Annotated in this window: 21 protein-coding genes; 6 read left to right on the top strand and 15 right to left on the bottom strand. The window is 71.9% G+C overall.

What is annotated here, in order from left to right; all coding sequences use genetic code 11:
• Nucleotides 1-68: 68 nt before the first annotated feature.
• The gene (locus JI751_RS05430; protein ID WP_201934285.1) at nt 69-1,022 is read right to left on the bottom strand and encodes a helix-turn-helix transcriptional regulator; all 954 of its coding nucleotides are present in this window, start codon (nt 1,020-1,022) and stop codon (nt 69-71) included.
• 62 nt (nt 1,023-1,084) lie between these two features.
• Between JI751_RS05430 and JI751_RS05425 the strand changes: the two genes are divergently transcribed.
• Complete coding sequence (locus tag JI751_RS05425) at nt 1,085-2,107, top strand: ATP-binding cassette domain-containing protein (protein WP_201934278.1); 1,023 nt, start codon at nt 1,085-1,087, stop codon at nt 2,105-2,107.
• The gene (locus JI751_RS05420) at nt 2,104-2,850 is read left to right on the top strand and encodes an ABC transporter permease (RefSeq protein ID WP_201934268.1); all 747 of its coding nucleotides are present in this window, start codon (nt 2,104-2,106) and stop codon (nt 2,848-2,850) included. The genes JI751_RS05425 and JI751_RS05420 overlap by 4 nt, the downstream gene beginning before the upstream one ends.
• 91 nt (nt 2,851-2,941) lie before the next feature.
• Here JI751_RS05420 and purL read toward each other — a convergent pair whose 3' ends face one another.
• Both purL and JI751_RS05410 read right to left on the bottom strand, forming a co-directional pair.
• Nucleotides 2,942-5,173: a phosphoribosylformylglycinamidine synthase subunit PurL gene (gene purL, locus JI751_RS05415; protein WP_201934630.1), complete on the bottom strand. Its 2,232-nt coding sequence runs from the start codon at nt 5,171-5,173 to the stop codon at nt 2,942-2,944.
• A 116-nt stretch (nt 5,174-5,289) separates the two neighbouring features.
• Nucleotides 5,290-5,838, bottom strand: a complete 549-nt coding sequence (locus JI751_RS05410) for a TetR/AcrR family transcriptional regulator (protein WP_201934267.1) — start codon at nt 5,836-5,838, stop codon at nt 5,290-5,292.
• Nucleotides 5,839-5,958: 120 nt separating this feature from the next.
• Here JI751_RS05410 and JI751_RS05405 point away from each other — a divergent pair, with 120 nt between their 5' ends.
• The gene (locus JI751_RS05405) at nt 5,959-7,416 is read left to right on the top strand and encodes an MFS transporter (RefSeq protein WP_201934266.1); all 1,458 of its coding nucleotides are present in this window, start codon (nt 5,959-5,961) and stop codon (nt 7,414-7,416) included.
• Here the strand turns inward: JI751_RS05405 and JI751_RS05400 are convergent, their stop codons facing one another.
• Nucleotides 7,417-8,685: a hypothetical protein gene (locus tag JI751_RS05400; protein WP_201934265.1), complete on the bottom strand. Its 1,269-nt coding sequence runs from the start codon at nt 8,683-8,685 to the stop codon at nt 7,417-7,419.
• Nucleotides 8,686-8,687: 2 nt separating this feature from the next.
• Complete coding sequence (locus JI751_RS05395) at nt 8,688-9,038, bottom strand: hypothetical protein (RefSeq protein ID WP_201934264.1); 351 nt, start codon at nt 9,036-9,038, stop codon at nt 8,688-8,690.
• A 166-nt stretch (nt 9,039-9,204) separates the two neighbouring features.
• Between JI751_RS05395 and JI751_RS05390 the strand changes: the two genes are divergently transcribed.
• The 3 genes from JI751_RS05390 to JI751_RS05380 all read left to right on the top strand — a co-directional run bounded on the left by JI751_RS05390 (nt 9,205) and on the right by JI751_RS05380 (nt 12,133).
• Nucleotides 9,205-10,284, top strand: a complete 1,080-nt coding sequence (locus JI751_RS05390; RefSeq protein WP_201934262.1) for a hypothetical protein — start codon at nt 9,205-9,207, stop codon at nt 10,282-10,284.
• Nucleotides 10,285-10,293: 9 nt separating this feature from the next.
• The gene (locus tag JI751_RS05385; protein ID WP_201934260.1) at nt 10,294-10,692 is read left to right on the top strand and encodes a hypothetical protein; all 399 of its coding nucleotides are present in this window, start codon (nt 10,294-10,296) and stop codon (nt 10,690-10,692) included.
• 97 nt (nt 10,693-10,789) lie between these two features.
• Entirely contained in the window at nt 10,790-12,133 is a 1,344-nt protein-coding gene (locus tag JI751_RS05380) for a glycoside hydrolase domain-containing protein (protein WP_201934258.1), read from the top strand.
• Nucleotides 12,134-12,178: 45 nt separating this feature from the next.
• On the opposite strand, the gene JI751_RS05375 is transcribed toward JI751_RS05380, so the two are convergent.
• From JI751_RS05375 to JI751_RS05330, 10 genes are all read right to left on the bottom strand, one after another.
• Nucleotides 12,179-12,622, bottom strand: coding sequence for a DUF3817 domain-containing protein (locus tag JI751_RS05375; RefSeq protein WP_201934256.1), 444 nt, complete (start codon nt 12,620-12,622; stop codon nt 12,179-12,181).
• Between the two features lie 10 nt (nt 12,623-12,632).
• The gene (purQ, locus tag JI751_RS05370) at nt 12,633-13,304 is read right to left on the bottom strand and encodes a phosphoribosylformylglycinamidine synthase subunit PurQ (RefSeq protein WP_201934254.1); all 672 of its coding nucleotides are present in this window, start codon (nt 13,302-13,304) and stop codon (nt 12,633-12,635) included.
• Nucleotides 13,301-13,555 carry a phosphoribosylformylglycinamidine synthase subunit PurS gene (gene purS, locus JI751_RS05365; RefSeq protein WP_201934253.1) on the bottom strand — a complete coding sequence of 85 codons (255 nt, stop codon included), beginning with the start codon at nt 13,553-13,555 and terminating at the stop codon, nt 13,301-13,303. Before purS ends, purQ begins: the two co-directional genes overlap by 4 nt.
• Nucleotides 13,556-13,612: 57 nt before the next feature.
• Entirely contained in the window at nt 13,613-14,305 is a 693-nt protein-coding gene (locus JI751_RS05360) for a hypothetical protein (protein ID WP_201934248.1), read from the bottom strand.
• Nucleotides 14,289-16,040, bottom strand: coding sequence for a M91 family zinc metallopeptidase (locus JI751_RS21425; protein ID WP_201934246.1), 1,752 nt, complete (start codon nt 16,038-16,040; stop codon nt 14,289-14,291). Before JI751_RS21425 ends, JI751_RS05360 begins: the two co-directional genes overlap by 17 nt.
• Nucleotides 16,037-16,372, bottom strand: coding sequence for a hypothetical protein (locus JI751_RS05350; protein ID WP_201934245.1), 336 nt, complete (start codon nt 16,370-16,372; stop codon nt 16,037-16,039). Before JI751_RS05350 ends, JI751_RS21425 begins: the two co-directional genes overlap by 4 nt.
• A gap of 138 nt (nt 16,373-16,510) precedes the next feature.
• Entirely contained in the window at nt 16,511-17,839 is a 1,329-nt protein-coding gene (locus JI751_RS05345; RefSeq protein ID WP_201934242.1) for a calcium-binding protein, read from the bottom strand.
• A 75-nt stretch (nt 17,840-17,914) separates the two neighbouring features.
• Complete coding sequence (locus JI751_RS05340) at nt 17,915-18,100, bottom strand: hypothetical protein (RefSeq protein ID WP_236665551.1); 186 nt, start codon at nt 18,098-18,100, stop codon at nt 17,915-17,917.
• Entirely contained in the window at nt 18,100-19,665 is a 1,566-nt protein-coding gene (locus JI751_RS05335) for a long-chain-fatty-acid--CoA ligase (RefSeq protein WP_201934240.1), read from the bottom strand. The genes JI751_RS05340 and JI751_RS05335 overlap by 1 nt, the downstream gene beginning before the upstream one ends.
• 39 nt (nt 19,666-19,704) lie before the next feature.
• Entirely contained in the window at nt 19,705-20,124 is a 420-nt protein-coding gene (locus JI751_RS05330; protein WP_307813867.1) for an SRPBCC family protein, read from the bottom strand.
• Nucleotides 20,125-20,135 lie beyond the last annotated feature (11 nt).

Raw genomic sequence — 20,135 nt, 5'->3', positions numbered from 1 at the left:
AGCGGGCAGTGACAGGAGCGTACGACGGCGCATGCCCGGGGTTCGGAGCCGATCCCCGGAATGCTCGGTCACGCGGTCGCCGTCCTGGAGAATCGCGCGCCGACCTCGGCGACCCGCTCGGCGAGCTCGGGTGGGGACTCGACGACGAACTCGGCGCCCGACCCGGCCACCACCATCACCGGCCAGTCGAGGTCGTCGACGTTCATCTCCAGCACGCACCCGTCGCCGTCCGCCGTGACGCTCCCCCACCGACCCACCTGCGCCGCCAGCTCGTCGGCGGGCATCGCCAGCCGCACGCGTACGGCGTAGCGCTGGGGCATCCGGCGGATGCCCTGCTGCACGAAGGCCAGCGCGTCCTCGGCCGGGAGCTCCCGGGCCCGGAACCGCTGGCCGGTGGGCTCCGGCGCCGAGATCCGGTCGAGGCGGAAGCTGCGCCAGTCCATCCGGTCACGGTCCCACCCGACGAGGTACCACCGGCGCCCGAGGCTCACCAGGCGGAGCGGCTCGACGCGACGGTGCGTCACCTCGGCCTCGCGCGCGGCGTAGTCGAAGAGGAGCAGCTCGCTGTCGCGGCAGGCCTGGGCGAGCGTCGTGAGGACGGCGGCGTCGAAGACGGGCGCGCCCTCCCACGGCCCGGGCGACTCGGTCTGGCTGGCGACGGCGTCCATCTGGCGGCGCAGCCGCGGCGGCATCAGGGACAACACCTTGGAGAGCGCCTGCACCGACCAGTCGTCCATCCCCGCGACCGCACCGGCCGCCGCCGTACGCAGCCCGACGGCTATTGCGACGGCCTCCTCGTCCTCGAGCAGGAGCGGCGGCAGCGAACCGCCGGCGCGCAGCTGGTAGCCGCCGGCGGCCCCGCGGACGGCGTCGACGGTGTAGCCGAGCTCGCGCAGCCGGTCGACGTCGCGGCGCAGGGTGCGCGCGCTCACCTCCAGCCGGTCGGAGAGCTCCGGGCCCGGCCAGTAACGGTGGGTCTGGAGCAGGGACAGCAGCCGCAGCATCCGCTCGCTCGTGCTCATGTCGTCAAGAATATTCCGAATGCGGTCAGGAACTGACCGCATGGGTTCCTAGCGTCCCTTCCATGACCTCACCTCACACCGGACCGGCGATCGTGACCCGTGGCCTGACCCGCCACTTCACCTCGCGCAAGCAGACCGTCGAGGCCGTCCAGGGCCTCGACCTCGAGATCGGGCAGGGCGAGCTGGTCGCCTTCCTCGGGCCCAACGGGGCCGGGAAGTCGACCACGCTGCGCATGCTCACCACCCTCATCCCACCCACCTCCGGCACCGCGTCCGTCGCGGGCCACGACGTGGTGACGGGCCAGCGCGACGTGCGCCGGGCGATCGGCTTCGTCGGCCAGGGCAACGGCGCCGGGCACCGTCAGCTGGGCCGCGACGAGCTCATCAGCCAGGGCCGTGCCCACGGACTGACCCGGGCCGACGCCCACCGGCGCGCGGACGAGCTGGTCGCGGACCTCGACCTGGAGGCTGTCGCCGACCGCAAGGTCTCCTCGCTCTCGGGCGGCCAGCGGCGCCGGCTCGACATCGCGATGGGCCTGGTGCACCTGCCGCGGGTGCTGTTCCTCGACGAGCCGTCGACCGGCCTCGACCCGCAGAACCGGATCAACCTCCAGGAGCTCATCCAGCGCCTCCACACCGAGACCGGCAGCACCGTCGTCCTCACCACGCACTACCTCGAGGAGGCCGACGCCCTCGCCGGTCGCGTGATCGTGGTCGACCACGGCCGCGTCATCGCCGACGACTCGGCAGCCCGGCTCAAGAGCGGGCTCGGCGACCTCGTCCGGCTCGGCTTCGACTCGGCGGCGTCCGTGGACCGGGCGGCTGCCCGGCTGTCCCGGGTCCCCGAGTCGCGGGTCGACGTCACGTCGGAGTCGGTCGACCTGCGGGTCAAGGACGGCTCCGCCATGGTCGGCGAGGTGCTTGCCGACCTGGCCGCGGACGGCGTACCTCCGACGCGGGTGGAGGTCGCCCGGCCCACCCTCGACGACGTCTTCCTCGACCTGACCGGTCGCAGCCTGCGCGAGACCCAGCAGACCACCGACCCCACCGCCACCACCCGGACCGAGAGCGAGGTCGCAGCATGAGCACCTTCGTCAGCGACACCCTGAACGTGATGAACCGCGAGCTCAAGCCGGTCTGGCGCGAGCCGATGTCCGTGGTCTTCGCGATGATCCAGCCGCTCGTCTTCCTCGGGCTCTTCGCGCCGCTGCTGCCGCGGATGGCCGACGGCTCGGCGCTGCAGTGGTTCGTGCCCGGCATCGTCGCGATGACCGCACTGATGGGCGCGTCGTTCACCGGCGCCAACCTCATGGAGGAGATGCAGTCGGGCTCGCACGAGCGCCAGCTCGTCTCGCCGCTCGGCCGCCCGGCGCTGCTCATCGGCCGCGCGCTCAAGGAGGTCGTGCCGATGCTGATGCAGGTCGCGATCATCGTCGCGGTCGTGACACCGTTCAGCTTCGACCTGCACCTCGGCGGCGTGCTCGTCGCGGCCCTCGTCCTGTCGCTCTTCAGCATCGGCGTCGGCGCGCTGTCGTTCGCGCTGGCGCTCGCGTCGAAGGGGCAGGACTGGATGTTCTGGACGATCCAGCAGACGCTGCTCTTCCCCGCCCTCCTCACCGCCGGCGTGCTGCTGCCGGTGGACGGCGCACCCCGCTGGCTGGAGATCGTCTCGGCGCTCAACCCGATGACGTACGTCGTCGATGCGGTGCGCGCGCTCTTCGCCGGCACCTACCCGATGGACGTCGTCGCTCAGGGGGTCGCCGGCGCGGCCGTCGTCGCGGCCCTCGGGCTCTGGGTCGGCGTCCGCGCGATGCGTCGCTCGAGCTGAGCTTCCAGATCGAAACTGGAGCCTCCACCCCGAAACTTCGGGGTGGAGGCTCCAGTTTCCCCGGGTACCCGGGGATCGCGACGACGAGAGGTCAGGAGCCGAGGGCCGCCGGCAGCGTCGCTCGCCAGGCGGCCTTGGCCTCGGCGACCGGAAGGTCGAAGACACCTTCGACGGCGAGGGTGTCGCCGCCGGTCCGGCCGAGGGGCGTGATCGGTACGCCGTGGTGCTCGGCGAGCGCGACCAGCGCGTCGGCCTGCGCGTCGGTCACCGTCACCAGCACCCGGGCGGTCGACTCGGAGAAGAGGGCCACGAAGGGGTCGCCGGCCAGCGCCACCGAGGCGCCGATGTCGCGCGTGAACGTCGCCTCGACCAGTGCCTGCGCCAGGCCGCCGTCGGACAGGTCGTGGGCCGAGGTGACCACGCCGTCACGCGACGCCTCCTGCAGGAGCGAGGCCAGGGCCTGCTCGGCGCCGAGGTCGAGGCGCGGCGGGAGGCCGCCGAGGTGGCCGTGGACGACGTGCGCCCACTCCGACCCGGACAGCTCGTCGTGCGTCGAGCCGAGCAGGAGGACCTGCTCGCCCGCGGCCTGGAACCCGGTCGGCGTACGACGGGTGACGTCCTCGATGACGCCGAGCACCGCGACGACCGGGGTCGGCAGGATCGCCGTCTCGCCGGTCTGGTTGTAGAGGCTGACGTTGCCGCCGGTGACCGGGACGCCGAGCTCGAGGCAGGCGTCCTTGAGGCCGCGGCAGGCCTCGGCGAACTGCCACATCACGGCCGGGTCCTCGGGCGAGCCGAAGTTGAGGCAGTCCGAGACGGCCAGCGGTCGCGCACCGCCGGTGGCGACGTTGCGGAAGGACTCGGCCAGCGCGAGCTGCGCGCCGGTGTAGGGGTCGAGCTTGGCGAAGCGGCCGTTGCAGTCGGTGGACACCGCGACGCCGAGGTTGGTGTCGGCGTCGACGCGCACCATGCCGGAGTCGGCCGGCTGCGCGAGGACGGTGTTGCCCTGGACGTAGCGGTCGTACTGGTCGGTGATCCACGACTTGTCGCAGAGGTTGGGCGAGGCGACCAGCCGGAGGACAGTCTCGCGCAGCTCGGCGCCGGACGTCGGGCGCGCCAGCGCGTCCGCGGAGTCGGCCTGCAGGGCGTCCTGCCAGTCCGGCCGGGCGAAGGGGCGCTGGTAGGTCGGGCCGTCGTGCGCCACCGACCGCGGGGGTACGTCGACCACGCGCTCGCCGTGCCAGTCGATGTGCAGCCGACCGGTGTCGGTGACTTCGCCGACCACGACGGCCTCGACGTCCCACTTCCGGCAGATCGCCATGAAGGCGTCGACGTCGCCGGGCTCGACGACCGCCATCATCCGCTCCTGCGACTCGCTCATCAGGATCTCCTCGGGGCGGAGGGTCGAGTCGCGGAGCGGCACCTTGTCGAGCTCGACGTGCATCCCGCCGTCGCCGGCCGAGGCGAGCTCGGAGGTGGCGCACGAGAGACCCGCGCCGCCGAGGTCCTGGATGCCGGCGATCACGCCGGCCTGGAAGAGCTCGAGGGTGCACTCGATGAGCAGCTTCTCCATGAAGGGGTCGCCGACCTGCACGCTCGGCCGCTTGGCCGGCCCACCCTCGTCGAAGGTCTCGCTCGCCAGCACCGACACCCCGCCGATGCCGTCGCCGCCGGTGCGCGCGCCGTACAGCACCACCTGGTTGCCGGTGCCGCTGGCGTTGGCGAGGTGGAGGTCCTCGTGGCGCAGCACGCCGACGCAGAGCGCGTTGACGAGCGGGTTGCCGGCGTAGGTCTCGTCGAAGACCGCCTCGCCGCCGATGTTGGGCAGGCCGAGGCAGTTGCCGTAGCCGCCGACGCCGGCCACGATCCCGGGCAGCACGCGCGCGGTGTCGGGGGCGTCGAGCGGGCCGAAACGCAGCGGGTCCATCACCGCGACCGGGCGCGCGCCCATCGCGAGGATGTCGCGGACGATGCCGCCGACGCCGGTGGCCGCACCCTGGTAGGGCTCGACGAACGACGGGTGGTTGTGGCTCTCGACCTTGAAGGTCACCGCGTAGCCCTGGCCGATGTCGAGGACGCCGGCGTTCTCGCCGATGCCGGCCAGCATCTTGCCGACGGGCGTCTCCTGCGGGATCTCCGAGAACTGCTTGAGGTGCACCTTGGTCGACTTGTAGGAGCAGTGCTCGCTCCACATCACGCTGTACATCGCCAGCTCCGAACTCGTCGGGCGGCGGCCCAGGATCTCGCGGATCCGCGCGTACTCGTCGGCCTTCAGGCCGAGCTCGGCCCACGGCTGCTCGCGCTCGGCGTCGGCCGAGGCGATCGCGACCGTGTCGAGGGTCCCGGAGGCGCCTGAGCTGGTCGGCTGGGCGGTGGACGTGGAACGGGGGGCGGCGCTCGAGTCGGGCACGGCAGCAATCTACCGGCGCCCGCGCCGGCCTACTTCAGCAGTCCGTCGGCGACGACCTCGAGCATCGGCCGCACGGCCACGAGGTCCAGCTCGGACTGGTCGGCGACGGTGGCGATGCCGCCGACGAGGCGCGCCACCTGGAGCGGCGTGACGTCGTCGCGTACGGCGTCCTCGTCCCGCAGCCGGTCGAGGACCCGGCCGCCGGCGGACTGCAGCACCTGGCACTTCGTCCGGATCGGGGATGCGTCGTCGCCCATCGCTCCGGTGATCTTGGCCGGGCCGCCCTTGTGCACGCTGATCAGCCGGACGTACTCCTCGAACCAGTTGAGCAGCACCTCGCGCGGGCCGCCCTCGTGGGTGAGCGCCTTGTCGGCCGTCTCCTCGACGTGGTCGACCCACGCCTTCATGACGGCGTCGATCAGGTCGTCGCGCGTCGCGAAGTGCCGGTAGAGGGTGCCCGGGCCGACGCCGGCGTCCTTGGCGATCTGGTCGAGCGAGGTGTCGTAGCCCCGCTCGCGAAAGGCCATTCGGGCAGCCTCGACGATGCGGTCGTAGTTGCGCTGGGCATCGGCACGCACCGGAATCTCACCTCGAGGCTTGCTAAACGGAGACAGTCTCCGTATTGTCGTGGAGGAAGCGGAGTCACCCTCCGGATCTACTGTACCTCGGCCCACGAGGCCAGAACAGGACCCATCCTCATGTCATCCCTCACCGCCCGCGAGCTCCCCACCGAGCTCCCGCCGCACGCCGGCCGCGCAGCCGCCGGCATCGCGATCGTGCTGGTCGCCCAGCTGATGATCGTGCTCGACGCGACCGTCGTGAACGTCGCGCTCCCCCGTATCGACGCCGACCTGTCCTTCGGGCCGGCGGCCCTCTCGTGGGTGCTCAACGCCTACACGCTCGCCTTCGGCGGGCTGCTGCTCCTCGGCGGCCGGCTCGGCGACGTCTTCGGCCGCCTGCGTGCCTTCCAGGTCGGGCTCGCGATCTTCACGGTCGCGTCCGCACTCGGCGGGTTCGCGCAGACGCCCGGACAGCTGGTCGCGACCCGCGCCCTCCAGGGCGTCGGCGCCGCCCTCGCCGCACCGAGCGTGCTCGCCCTGCTCACCACGAGCGCTCCCGACGAGGCCGCACGCAACCGCGCCTTCGCCCTCTTCGGTGCCGTCTCCTCCGGTGGCGCCTCGATCGGCCTGATCCTCGGCGGCCTCCTGACCGACGTCGGGTCGTGGCGCTGGACGCTGTTCATCAACGTCCCGCTCGGACTGGTCGTCCTCCTCCTCGTCGGTCGCTTCGTCGACGAGACCCCGCGCCGGTCCGGCCGGTTCGACCTCGTCGGCGCCGCCAGCGCGACCATCGGCGCCGTCTCCCTCGTGTGGGCGCTCATCGGCGCCCCGGAGCACGGCTGGGGCTCGCCGCAGACCATCGGCGGCTTCGTCCTCGGTGCCGCACTGCTCCTGCTGCTCGCCCGCACCGAGACCCGCCACCCGCACCCGATGGTGCAGCCGCACCTCGTCCGCAACCGCCGCCGCGTCGGCGCCCTGGCCACGACGGCACTGCTCATCGGCGCGAACCTGTCGATGTTCTTCCTCGTCGTGCAGTACATGCAGGTCGTGCTCGGGTTCGGACCGCTCGCCACCGGCTTCGCCTTCCTGCCCTTCAGCCTCGGCATCTTCGGCATGTCGCGACTCACGCCGCGACTGATCGCGCGGGTCGGGCCGCGGGCCATGCTGCTGACCTCCACGTCGGCCCTCGCGGTGGGCTACACCTGGCTCAGCACGGCCGGCACCGACGGCACCTACCTCGGCACGGTCTTCGGTCCGATGCTCATCGCGGGCCTGGCGACCGGACTGGGCTTCATGCCGCTCACCGTCACCGTCCTCGCCGGGGTCGAGCCGGAGCACGCAGGCTCGGCGTCCGGACTGCTGCAGACCACGCAGCAGCTCGGCAGCGCCGTGGGCGTCGCGGTGATCGTCTCGGTGTACGCCGCCGGCGCGGTGCCGGGCGAGTTCGTGCCCGGCCTCCGGGCGGCGCTGCTCACCTCCGCGGGCTTCGCGGCCCTGGCCCTGCTCGTCGTCGCGACGGTGCTCCGCACCCCGCGGGCGCAGGTCGACGAGCTCGTCGCCGAGCCCGATTCGGAGCTGGTCGCCGAGGCGGCCTGATCAGGACCGGCATCGCTCGTCCGCGCCCTCGGCATCGGCCTGTTCCCCCGGGCCGGCGTCGGGGGCGCTGTGCGTCGGCTCCCCCGTCGGCACGGCCTCGGGCGGCGGCTCCTCGCCCGGCGCGACCTCGACCACGATGACGGCGGGCCGCCGGGTCTCCTCGACCGACTCGTCGACGACCTCGTCGTCCGGGCGCTCGTCCTCGTCGTTCGTGTCCTCGTCCTTGGTGTCCCGCTTGCCCTTGCCCTTCTCCCGCTCGGCCTTGCGCGCGGCACGCTCTGCGCGCTTCTCCTCGAGCGCGGCGCGCTTGGCGTCCTTCTCCGCCTGCTTGGCCCGCGCGGCCGCGGCGGCGTCGTCCTCACCCTCGAGCCGGGGGGTCGCGAGCCGACGGGTGCCGGCACGACCACTGGCCATGCCGCGCGACATCGTCCCGGCGCGCGCGCCCATCGCGCCGCCCATGCCCATGCCGCCCGCGGCCTGCGGCGGACCGCTCGACGTACGCCGTCCGCCGCGGCTGCTCAGTCCGGCCGCCGCAGAGGCGACGAACGGAGTGAGGGCGGCAGCGGAGAGACCGGTCAGGCGTGGCATGTCGACCGAGATCGGCGCCACCGGCGGCAGGCCGGCTGCGGTGACGCCGGACTGCGCGGAGCCCAGGACGGAGGTCGATGGGAGAACCGTGCCGACGCCCGACTCCTCCCCGTCGGGGCCGAAGCCGGGGCCGACGCCCGGACCGATGCGGCGACCGAACGTGCCGCCGGTCAGCGTCGTGAGCTCGGTGCGCACCAGCACGAACTCGGCGCGCGCCGTGCGGAGCCGCGCGCTCTCCTGGTCGAGGGACTGCGCGAGGCGAGCGCGGATCTCCTCGGTCTCCACCTTGCCGTGGTCGACCTTGCCGCGGCCCTCGTCGTCCTCCGGCTTGAACACGAGGTAGCGCTGCTCGCCCACCACCTCGTGCGGGACGAGTGCGACCTTGGTCCACGCCTGGTCGAGCTCCTTCTGCGACGAGGTGAGGATCGAGCTGATCGCCCGCAGCGACCCGGAGATCTGCACGGCGAGCGTGGTGAACCGGTCGAGGTTCGCCAGCACCTGGCGCCGGTGCTGCTCGTAGCTCTCGGCGGCCGCCGCGTCCCAGCCCTCCGTCGCGCGGCGGGCGGCCTCGACGATCTCGTCGCCGCGTCGCACCATCAGCGCACCGATGTCGGCCCAGCGCGAGGCCGCGACCTCGAGCGGTCGCACGTCGGCACGCAGCTCCCACGGGTTGGCCGGCACGGTCAGCGACCTCCGCATCCCCGCGTCGGGCCGAGGCCCTCGGCCAGCAGGTGGTTGGTCCGCGCCAGCTCGGCGGCGACGGTGTCGTCGGCACGCACGGCATCCTGTGCGGCATCCACGAGACCGGTGATCCCGAGGTCGAGCGCCTGCACCAGCGCGGTCACGACCTCACCGGCGTCGGCCAGCGAGTCGGCGTAGGACGCTGCGATGTTGAGCGTGCCCGTGGCGTCACCCAGCCCGACGCACGCCTGGTCGAGCTCCTCGACGGCGGCCTGCCAGTCCTTCACCATCGCGCCGAGGATGCCCTCGGAGGTCGCGGCGAGCTCGACCAGCCGGGTCGGATCGACCTGCATCAGCGCTCGCTTGCCACCTTCGCTCACACCAGCGCCGATACCCGCACACACGAGGCCCAAACACCCGAGGTCGGGCGCGGTGGGTAAACAAATGGGTCCCGCCGGTTTCGCTGCCGGTCGTTCGGGGAACGTCGAGGGGAACCACCGGAACTTCTCAGGAGCCGCGATGAACGCCGTGATGACTGTCGACCTCTCCGAGCTCGATGCCTGGTCCGCCCAGGTGCAGCGCGCCAGCGACGACCTCACCGGCATCGCCCGCAACGGCGGCACCTCGCTCGTGCAGACCGACTTCGGGCCGATCCTCGAGACGATGATGGGCGCCTACAACTCCCTCCTCCCGTCGGTGCACCAGTCGCTCGAGGACAACGGCACCGGGATGCGTGACCACGCCGAGGCGCTGCGGGCCACGGCCCGCGACTTCACGCTGACCGAGGACGGTGTCGTACGCCGCCACAACGCGCAGGGCATCGACGGCCGTGACGGGTCGAGCGCCTTCTTCGACGTCGCCGACACCACGATCCGCCGGGCAGGACCGACCGAGACCAGCCTGCCGCAGATCAGCTTCGGCTTCCCCTACGACACCGTGTGCGACCTGGTGCGGATGCTCACCGGCTTCGACATCCGCGCCGAGCTCGCCGAGAAGATCGGCGGCGACGTCGTCAGCGCCTCCTCGCAGGGGTCGTCGTTCGGAGCCCTCGGCCAGTCGATGAAGGGCGTCGCCGACAACCTCCAGAGCGGTAGCCAGACGATCTCGACCACGTGGCAGGGCGGCGCGTCCGACGCGGCGATCAAGCAGATCGGCACGTGGGTCGGCTCGCTCAGCACGCAGGCGGGCCAGCTCGTGCAGATGGGCCAGAACGTCGTCCAGATCTGCAAGGACGCGTGGCAGACCGCGCTCTCCGTCGTGCAGTGCGTGAAGTCGGCCGTCCAGACCGTGTCGTCCGCGCTCGCGACGATGAGCATCCCCGGCGTCGGCTGGGCCCGCGTCGTCCAGGCCGTGTGGCAGGCGTTCCAGGCCGTGATGAAGGCCTACAAGGCGATCATGAAGCTGATCAACATCCTCAAGCAGGTGAAGTCCTTCATCGAGACCGTGAAGAACTTCTTCGACGGTGACAAGGCGCCGGTCTCGACGCCGACCGCCCCGACCTCGACCGGTACGCCGAGCAGCGTCACGCGCGACCCGGGCTCGATCACCACCCCGACGATCGGCCAGCGTCCCGCAGCGGTGACGGTCGTCCCCGCGTAGCCTCGTCCCATGAGTGATCCCCGCAGCCAGGAGGAGATCCTGGCCGCCATCAGCGAGGCCCGTGAGGACCTGTCGACCAGCCTGGCCGACCTCAAGGAGACGGTCGACGCGATGAACGCGCGCCCGCTCCTGACGCCCGAGGAGAAGGAGGCGCTCGAGGAGCAGGCCTCCTCCGGCGAGCTCGGCGAGGACATGGTGACGCTGGTCGAGAAGATCCGCGGCGGCGAGGACACCTGGGAGCAGGTCTTCTCCGGCGAGTCCCCCCACGCCACCCTTCTCCAGGGCCACCTCAACCGGATGGTCGAGGAGCACCAGGAGGACATCGCACTGGCCTTCGAGGAGCTGGTCGAGGCCGAGGAGGCCAAGGGCAACTTCCTCCTCGACGAGGTGCCGACCAGCGACTCCTGAACTACCCGCATGTAGTTCGGCCGAAGCCCTGTGACGGGTGTGACTGGTGTGGTTTCCTGCTCGGGCCGCCCTTCCCCCGTGCCCCTCGGAGTCACCCATGCGCCGCCTCGTCCTCGCCGTCCTCGCGCTGCTCCTCGCGGCGCCGACCGTCGCCTCGTCACCGGCGACGGCGGACGACGCGACAGCCCCACGCCTCGCGTCGCAGCGACAGATCGCCCTGGCGACGCCCGGTGACTTCACCGGTCACGGCTTCGACCAGTGCATGGCTCCGACGCAGTCGGCGATGGACACCTGGTGGGCGAAGTCGCCCTTCACGGCGGTCGGCATCTACATCTCCGGCGACTCGCGCGCGTGCCGTACGCAGCCCAACCTGAGCCCGACGTGGGTCGCCGCGCAGGTCGCCCGCGGCTGGCGGCTCCTGCCGATCGCCCTCGGCCCGCAGGCGTCGTGCCAGCCGCGCTTCCCGCGCTACAAGGACGACTTCAAGATCTCCAACAAGTCCGCCAACGGGTATGCCGCAGCCGCCGCGCAGGGCAGCGTCGAGGCCGACAAGAACGCTGCCGACGCGATGGCGTACGGCATCGGGCCGGGCAGCACGATCTGGTACGACCTCGAGGGCTTCGACCTGACGAACACCGCGTGCCGCGAGTCCGCGCTCGTCTTCACCTCTGCCTGGGTGACCCGGATCAAGGCGCTCGGCTACGTCGCCGGCTTCTACTCCAGCGCCAGCTCGGGGATCAAGATGCTGGACGACGCGCGCACCCAGCGGCCCGGCCAGTTCGCGCTGCCGGACCGCATCTGGATCGCCCGGTGGGACGGCAACGCCGACACCTCGACGACGTACATCCCCGAGGACGGCTGGCGTCCCGGTGGCCGGATGAAGCAGTACCGCGGCGGCCACAACGAGACGTGGGGCGGCGTCACGATCAACATCGACAGCAACTTCATCGACCTCGGCGCCGGCTCCCGGCCCGCACCCGAGGGACGCTGCCCGGGCACCCGCCTGGGCTACTGGAAGTACCCGACGCTCACGCCGACCTCGGCGCAGACGACGCGGGTCAAGGTGCTGCAGTGCCTGCTCACCGAGCAGGGCACCTACTCCGGTCCGCTCAACGGCTCGTACGACGCCGCGACCGTCGCCGCCGCCCGCGCGTGGCAGGCCAGCCGCAGGTTCACGCCGACCGACACCTTCGAGAAGCGGCACTGGACGGCGCTGCTGTCGGCCGGGGCCAAGACGGTCGTCAAGCGCGGCTCGGTCGACGAGTCGGTCCACCGCCTGCAGCGGGCCCTCAACGCCGCGGGCGCCGGCCGGTTCCGGACGAGCGGCGTCTTCGACGCCAAGACCGAGGCCGCCCTTCGCACCTACCAGTCGCGCCTGCGGATCACGGTCTCCGGCGTGGCCACGCCCCAGACCTGGAACAAGCTCCAGCGCGGCCTCTGAGCTCCTTCGTGATCCCCGGCTACCCGGGATCACTGGAGCCGGACGTCAGGCCGGCGGGCCGACGACCAGCGCGACGCCGGTGAGCCCGGCGACCGCGAGGATCCCGACGACGAGGCCCTGCACGGGACGCCGGAGCAGCCACGCGGTGGGCTTCTCGAGGATGCCGCGCGGGTCCTCGGACCGCAGCCGCCAGGAGTCGCCGAGGATCCCGGCGCGCTCGGCGTAGGACTCGAAGGGCACCGTCGCGAACGGCGGGACCGCGGCCAGCAGCCCCAGCGCGAGACGGCCCGCGGACCACCGGCGGTCGACGAAGAGCAGCACCGTCGTCAGGCAGTAGGCGATGAAGACGACGCCGTGCACCATCCCGAAGACCTGCACGCCGAGCTCGGTGGTCTCGGTGACGTACTTGAGGAACATGCCCGTCAGCAGCAGCGCCCACGTCACCGCCTCGGCGCGCGCGACGAGGCGGTAGAGGCGGGTCGGGCTCATCGCGGGGTGATCACGAGGCGAAGACGGTCGAGGCGAGCGAGGTGAAGAAGCCGAGGCCGTCGGTGCCGGGACCGGTGAGGTCCTCGACCGCGTGCTCGGGGTGGGGCATCAGGCCGACGACGTTGCCGGCCTCGTTGGAGATGCCGGCGATGTCGCGGAGCGAGCCGTTGGGGTTGTCGTCGAGGTAGCGCGCGACCACGCGACCCTCGCCCTCGAGCCGGTCGAGGGTGGGCTCGTCGGCAACGAAGCCGCCCTCGCCGTTCTTGAGCACGATCGTGACCTCGGCCCCGGCGGCGTACGACGACGTCCACGGGGTGTCGACGCGCTCGATGCGCAGCCGCTGGTCACGGCAGACGAACTTGCGGTGGTCGTTGCGGATCAGCGCACCGGGCAGCAGGTGGGACTCGCAGAGGATCTGGAAGCCGTTGCAGATGCCGAGGACCGGCATCCCCTTCCCGGCGGCCTCGATCACGGACGTCATGACCGGCGCGAAGCGCGAGATCGCGCCGCAGCGGAGGTAGTCGCCGTAGGAGAAGCCGCCCGGCAGCACGACCGCGTCGACGCCCCGGAGGTCGTCGTCGCCGTGCCACAGCGCGACCGCCTCGTTGCCGCCGATCGTCACGGCGCGGCGGGCGTCGCCGTCGTCGAGCGAGCCGGGGAAGGTGACGACGCCGACCTTCATGCCTCGACGTCCTGGGCGTGCACCTCGAAGTCCTCGATCACCGGGTTGGAGAGCAGCTTCTCCGCCATCGCGCGGACCTCCTCGAGGAGGGCGTCGCTCGGCTCGCCGTCGAGCTCGATCTCGAACCGCTTGCCCTGGCGTACGTCGCTCACGCCGGCGAAGCCGAGGCGTGGCAGCGAGCCGAGCACCGCCTTGCCCTGCGGGTCGAGGATCTCGGGCTTGGGCATGACATCGACGACGTAGCGCGCCACGGGGTGCTCCCTGCTGGACCGGTCTGGACGGTGCGACCCCATCCTAGAGAGGGTCGCTCACCCCAGCGGGCTCGGGTCCGAGCACAGGACGTGCTGGGCGGCCACCGCCCCGCTGCCGTGCTCGAGTGTGGTCGTGCCGTTCGCGCGGCCCACCCCCCATGACGGCTCGGGCTGGCCCGCGACGACGCCGAGGCAGAACCGTACGGAGGTCACCGGGTCCGGCAGCGCGATGGGGCCGTCGCCGAGGTCGTTGCCCCAGGGCGAGAGCCGCTCGAGCGGGAGCGGGACGGCGAGGTCGCGCTGCACGGTGGCGCCGGGAGCGAGCTCGGACGCGCCCGCCCTCGGCGGCTGGGCGAAGGACATCGTGTCGGTCTCGGGCAGGTCGAACAGCCGCGACGCGACCTCCACGAGCCCGTCGGCACCTCCGACGACGTAGGTCGCCTGCGGGTCGTAGACGACGCCCGCGCCCGAGGCCCGGGGGACGCGGTCGACGACGAGCAACGGCCGGTCACCGGTGTTGGTCAGCGTCCAGGAGACGGCGATCGCGTCCGCGCCCGGGGTGACCTCGACGTCGAAGTCGACGTCGGGTCGCGGGGTGTCCTGCCCGGGGTCGGCCGGGCCGCCCTCGGTCGACGTCTCCACCGGCTCCTCCCCGGACCCGGAGCACCCGCTCACCACGAGCAGGCCCGCCAGCGTGCCCGCGACGACCCACCCCGGGCGACGGCGTACGGCATCAGCGGTAGTGGTCACGGTTGGGCAGGCCCATCTCGTCGCGCAGGCCGTTCTCGGTGAGCCCGAAGTCGTGGTCCGGGTCGATGACCTCCGGGGTCGAGGGGTCGTCGTCGTGGTCGATCGGAAGGCCCGTGGCCTGCCGCTCGCCGGTCTTGATGCCGTGGTCGGTGGTGTCGTCGCCGTTGTAGGGATCGGCCTCGAAGGTGTCGTTCATGTAGTCGTAGACGTGCGCGAACTCGTGGTAGAGCACCACGATCGGCGGCGCACCGCGGAAGTCGTCGAGGCGGGTGTTGTAGTTGATCTCGGAGTTGGTGCCGTCGCTCGACGCCGTGCTGTTGTCGGGATCGGCGGGGTTGTAGTACTCGCGGATGGTGAGCGTGTCGGGCCCGTCGGCGATGTGCTGCTGGAGGTTGGCGATCATCTGCTGGCCCTCGGGCGAGCTGGCGAGCATCTGGAGGTCGGCCTGCACCCGCTCGACGAACTCGGGGCTGCCCTCGATCTGGATCCCGGCCAGGCCGTCGGGGATCTCGATGGTGACGGTGCTCTCGACGCCCTCGTTGGTGTCGCCGGCCTCGCCGTTGGCGGTGTCGGAGCCGGTGCCGCCCTGGGTGGTGTCGTTGCCGCGCCCGGCGTAGGACACGTCGTCGCCGCTTCCTCCGCGGAGGGTGTCGTCGCCGTCACCGCCGGACAGGATGTCGTTGCCGTGACCGCCGGAGAGCGTGTCGTTGCCGGTGCCGCCCTCGAGATAGTCCTGCTCGGCGCCGCCGGAGAGCACGTCGGCGCCACCGAGGCCGTAGAGGGTGTCGCGCCCCTCGCCGCCGAAGATCCGGTCGTTGCCGCCCTGGCCGTTGAGGTAGTCGTGGCCGGCTCCGCCCGTGGCGCGGTCGTCGCCGGTGCCCGCGTCGATGTTGTCGTCGCCGTCGAGGCCGAGCAGCGTGTCGTTGCCGTCACCGCCGGTGATGTTGTCCGTGCCGCCGCTGCCGATGAGCGTGAAGCTGATCCCGCCGCCCCGGGGCACGGTGATCGTGTCGTTGCCGTCGCCGCCGCGGATCACGACCTCCTGGCCCTTCGGGACCTCGTAGGAGACGCCGTTGACCGTCACGGTCTGCACGCCGGTGGCCGGGTCGACCGAGACGGTGATGTCGTCGTCGCCGCTCGAGCCGTTCACGATCACCTGGTTGCCGACCACGATGAAGCCGACGTCGGAGCTCCCGGCGGGGACGCTGAAGCCGTCGGTCGTCCCGTCGGCGACGGAGGCCCACTCCCCGGCGGTGGTGTTCCAGAGCTCGGTGGCCTCCGTCAGCGCGGCCGCGTCCTCCGCGAGCTCGACGTCGAGCCGCGAGCGGACCTCGTTGGCACGGTCGATCGCCGCCTGCACCCGCGCCGACTCGGCGTCGTCGCGCGGCTGGAAGGTGACGGTCGCTCCGCCTCCGGTCGACGGGATGTCGGCGACGCTCGCCCACGAGGAGTCGAGGTCGGACTGCGCCTTGCGGATCGAGCCGGCCGCCCGCTGGAGCGCGGTCGACACCCGGGCTGCGGAGTTGGTCGCCTCGTCGATCGAGGTGACCAGCTTGCGCCGGTGGGCGTCGTACGACGTCGCGCTCTCGCCCTCCCACGTGCCGAGCACGCCGCTGGCCTTGTTGTTGACCGAGGTCGCCGCCTCGTCGACCTTCTCCCCCATGTCGAGCCAGGCGTGCGCGGCGGCGTCGAGCGCCTCGGGCCGCGCGGCCAGGTCCCAGAGCCCGGCGCTCATCGCGGGGTCCGCCCGCCGTCGATGCCGGCGGCGCCCTTCTCGTAGGCGGCGGCGGTGGTCTCGTCGGTCGTGGTCATGTCGAAGGCGACGGCGTAGAGGTCGTCCATGTCCTGCTCCAGCACACCGGAGAAGCGACCCATCACGAGGTCGGCCGACTCGCTCGCGCCGGTGTGGGCGCTGAGGAAGGCGGTCGCCCCGGCGGTGTTGCCGGCGACCCCACCGCTGAGCGCCGCGAGCGGGCCGGCCGCGCCGGTCCAGGCATCGAGGACGCCCTGCGACGCACTCAGGCAGGTGCCGGCGAGCTCGGAGAGCTGTTCGGGAACGGTGTACATCGGCGACCCTCTCGTCGTGGTGAGAGGGGGATACCCGCCGCGGGTGTCGTCGAAACTCGGGGTGGGCGACCGGGAGCGGCCGGGGACCGGCCCCCGCCCGGACGGGGGCCGACCCCCGCCCGGACGGGGGCCGACCGATCAGCTCGTGACCGTGAACTTCCTCACCGACGGCGTGGGGTCGACGACCCCGTTGAGCTTCGCGCGGACCTGGACCTTGTGCTTGCCCACCGACAGCTTGGCCGTCTTGACCTTGAGCTTGGACGTGCAGGTCTTCCACTTGCCCTTGTCGACCTTGCACTCGAAGGTCGCACCGGCGGTCGGCGAGGAGAAGCCGAACTTCGCGACCGCGGGCTTGTCGTAGGACTTCTTGCCCTTCACCGCGCCCGTCTCGGGCACGACCGGCGCCGCCGGAGGCGGGGGCGGGGGCGTCGCCACCGCCGGCAGCTGGACCGCCTCGCAGTCGACCACCGTGTCGACCGCGTCGGCCACGACGGTGTCGCTGCCGTCACCGCAGGTGACCACGTCGGCCACGCCGTCGCGCGAGCTGATGGCGTCGTTGCCGTCACCACCGCTCAGGAGGTCGACGCCACCTCCGCCCGTGAGGGCGTCGTTGCCGGTGCCGCCGTAGACGTTGTCGCTCTCCGCTCCACCGACGATCGTGTCCGGGCCGGCGACGCCTCGGACGTGCTGGCGCCCCGGGAAGCCGGAGCCGTCGTAGCTCTGCGTGCCCTGCCGCAGCAGGGTGATGTAGACCTGCTCGATGCTGCTCGCCGCGACCGACTGTGCGGGCAGCCCGTCGTTCTCGATGTCCACCGTCAGGCCGGAGCCGTTGACGACGAACGCGACCAGGGTGTCGCCGACGCCCAGGGTCGACTGGTCGAAGTCGATCTCCCACGAGTCGGTGCCCGGACCGCCGTCGATGCCGCCCGCCGACGTGAACTGGATGAACCGGTCGTCACCGTTGCCACCGGACGCGAGGGTGCTGATCTCCATGAAGGAGTCGTCACCGTCCCCGCCGGAAGCACTGTTGGCGCCCTTGATCATGTCGTCGCCGCCGGCGCCGTTGATGGTGTCGAGCGAGTCGCCGGTCAGCCGGTCGCCGAGGAACGAGCCGGTGACGGTGTCGGCGTCGCCAGAGCTGGCGTCGCCCGTGTAGACGGACACCCCCTTCAGTGCCGGGAAGGTCGCAGGCGTCATCTCCGACAGCACCACCGAGTCGGTGCCGCCGCCCGGGCTGAGGTTGATCGAGGCGAGCGATGCGCAGGTGTCACCGGCGCTCGCGCTGCCCACGGTGAACACGCCAGCGGGACAGCTCACGTACATGGAGTCGTTGGCGCTGTCACCCGTGGCGACGCCGCCCGAGTAGACCGCGATGGCAGCGGCGGCCGGCAGAGCCGTTCCGGTGATGATGAGCAGCGAGGCAGGCAGCGTGGCTGCGGCCGCGAGACGTGCGCGAGATGGAGTCATGCGCCGATCGTCGTGAGGGCCGTCGGCGGTGTCATCGGCGGAACTACCGAGGTCTAGACAGGCGCCGGTCCCGCTTCACCCGCGGCGGCGTACGGCGACCACGACCAGGCCGACGCCGAGCCCGGCGAGGAGCGGCCCGAGGATCGCCCAGATGGTCTGGTCGGTCATCGGGCTGCCCTCGAGGTAGCCGAGGCCCTGGAGGGTCCAGATCGCGCCGACGATGACCATGATCGCCCCGAGGGCGACCGGGAGCGCCCGCATCAGCTCAGCTCGCGCTTGAGGATCTTGCCGGTCGCGGTCATCGGCAAGGCATCGACGAACTCGACGATGCGCGGGTACTTGTAGCCCGCCATCTGCTCCTTGCCCCACGCCACCAGCTCGTCCTCGGTCACCGTCGCACCGTCGTTGCGGATCACGACGGCCTTGATCTCCTCGCCGTGGCTCTCGTGGGGCACGCCGATCACGGCCGCGAGCGAGACGTCGGGGTGGGTGAGGAGGACCTCCTCGATCTCCCGGGGATACACGTTGTAGCCGCCGCGGATGATCATGTCCTTGGACCGGTCGACGATGTAGTACCAGCCGTCGGCGTCCTTGCGGCCGAGGTCACCCGAGCGGAACCAGCCGTCGACGATCGCCTCGTCGGTGGCGTCGGGGCGGCCGTAGTAGCCCTTCATGATGTTGGGGCCCTTGATCGCGATCTCCCCGACGACGTCCGCGGCGTCCTCCACGTCCTCGCGGACCCCGGGCTCCGGGTTGATCAGCTTCATCTCCACCCCCGGGATGGGCTTGCCGATGGAGCCGACACGCGCCGGCTCGCCCCACACCGAGAAGCTCGAGACGGGCGAGGTCTCCGACAGGCCGTAGCCCTCGAGGATCGTGACGCCGAAGCGCCGCTCGAACTCCTTGTGCACCTCGACCGGCAGCGCCGAGCCGCCGGCGGCCGCGACCCGCAGCGTGGCGGCGAGCTTCTTCACGTCGACGCCCGAGTCGTCGAGCGCGCCGAGCAGGCCCCAGTACATCGTCGGGACGCCCGCGAAGAACGTCACGTCCTCGGAGTCCATCAGCGCGAGCGCCGGGCCGGCCTCGAAGCGCGGCAGCAGCACGACGGTGCCGCCGAAGGCGAACCCGGCGTTCATGATCACCGTCTGGCCGAAGGAGTGGAACAGCGGCAGCACGCACAGCAGGGTGTCCGGGTTGTCGGCGTCGGCGCCGAAGAGCGCCTCGCTCGCGAGGGCGTTGCTGATCATGTTGCGGTGCATCAGCTCGGCGCCCTTGGGCTGGCCGGTGGTGCCCGAGGTGTAGAGGATGACGGCGGTGTCGTCGTCGTCCACGTCGACCGAGTCGAAGGCGGGCGACTGACCCGCCAGCGCCTGGCCGAGGGTCTGCGTGCCGTCGATCGGCGACTCCGCGGCCGGGTCGGCGGTGATCACGAAGAAGTGCTCGCACGAGTCGGTCTGCTCGAAGCCGGCATGCCCCTCGGTGCCGATCGGCAGCTCGGGGGTGCCCTGGAAGCAGAAGTAGGCCTTCGCGTCGGAGTCGTCGAGGTGGTAGGCCACCTCACGTCCCTTGAGCAGGACGTTGAGCGGCACGACGGTCGCCCCCGCCTTGAGGATCCCGTAGTAGACGATCGGGAAGTAGGGCAGGTTCGGGCAGCTCAGCGCCACCTTGTCGCCGGGCTCGATGCCCTGCGAGACCAGCAGGTTGGCCACCTGGCTGGAGGCGGCATCGACCTGGGCGTACGACAGGCGCGTCCCGCCCAGCACGACCGCCGTACGGTCCGGGTGGGCCTGCGCGGTGCGCTCGAGCAGCGAGGAGAGGTTCGACATGCCGACAACCTACTCAGGGCATGTGAGCGCCGTCACCGGTCAGGTGCGCGAGGCCATGATCCTGCCAGCCTTGCGGAGGTCGGCGGCGATCGCCCGGGAGGCCATCAGCCCGGCCGCACCGGCGGGCACGGCCCACGCCCCCTGGCCGCTGATCTCGCCGGTGGCGTGCACGCGACACCCGCCGGGCACGTCGGTGAAGTGCAGCGCGAGGGTGGCGGTCACGCCGCGCCAGTGGCCGGTCTCGGCCCAGTCGCGGAACGGCGTGAAGACGGTGGTCTCGAGGTGAGGTCGTACGCCGACCGCCGTCGTCTCGCTCCACGTCTGGCCGAGGTGCGGCTCCTCGTCGGGGGGCACCGCCACCGAGAGCAGCGACGACTGCCACTCCGGCCGGTTGCGGGGGTCGGAGAGGTAGCGGAACGCAGTCTCGGCGCTGACCGGCAGCTGGACGGTCGCGTCGATCGCCCGCGTGG

The sequence above is a fragment of the Nocardioides baculatus genome (assembly GCF_016735675.1).
GTDB classification, from domain to species: domain Bacteria; phylum Actinomycetota; class Actinomycetes; order Propionibacteriales; family Nocardioidaceae; genus Nocardioides; species Nocardioides baculatus.
This window is presented reverse-complemented; position numbering and strand designations above follow the sequence as displayed.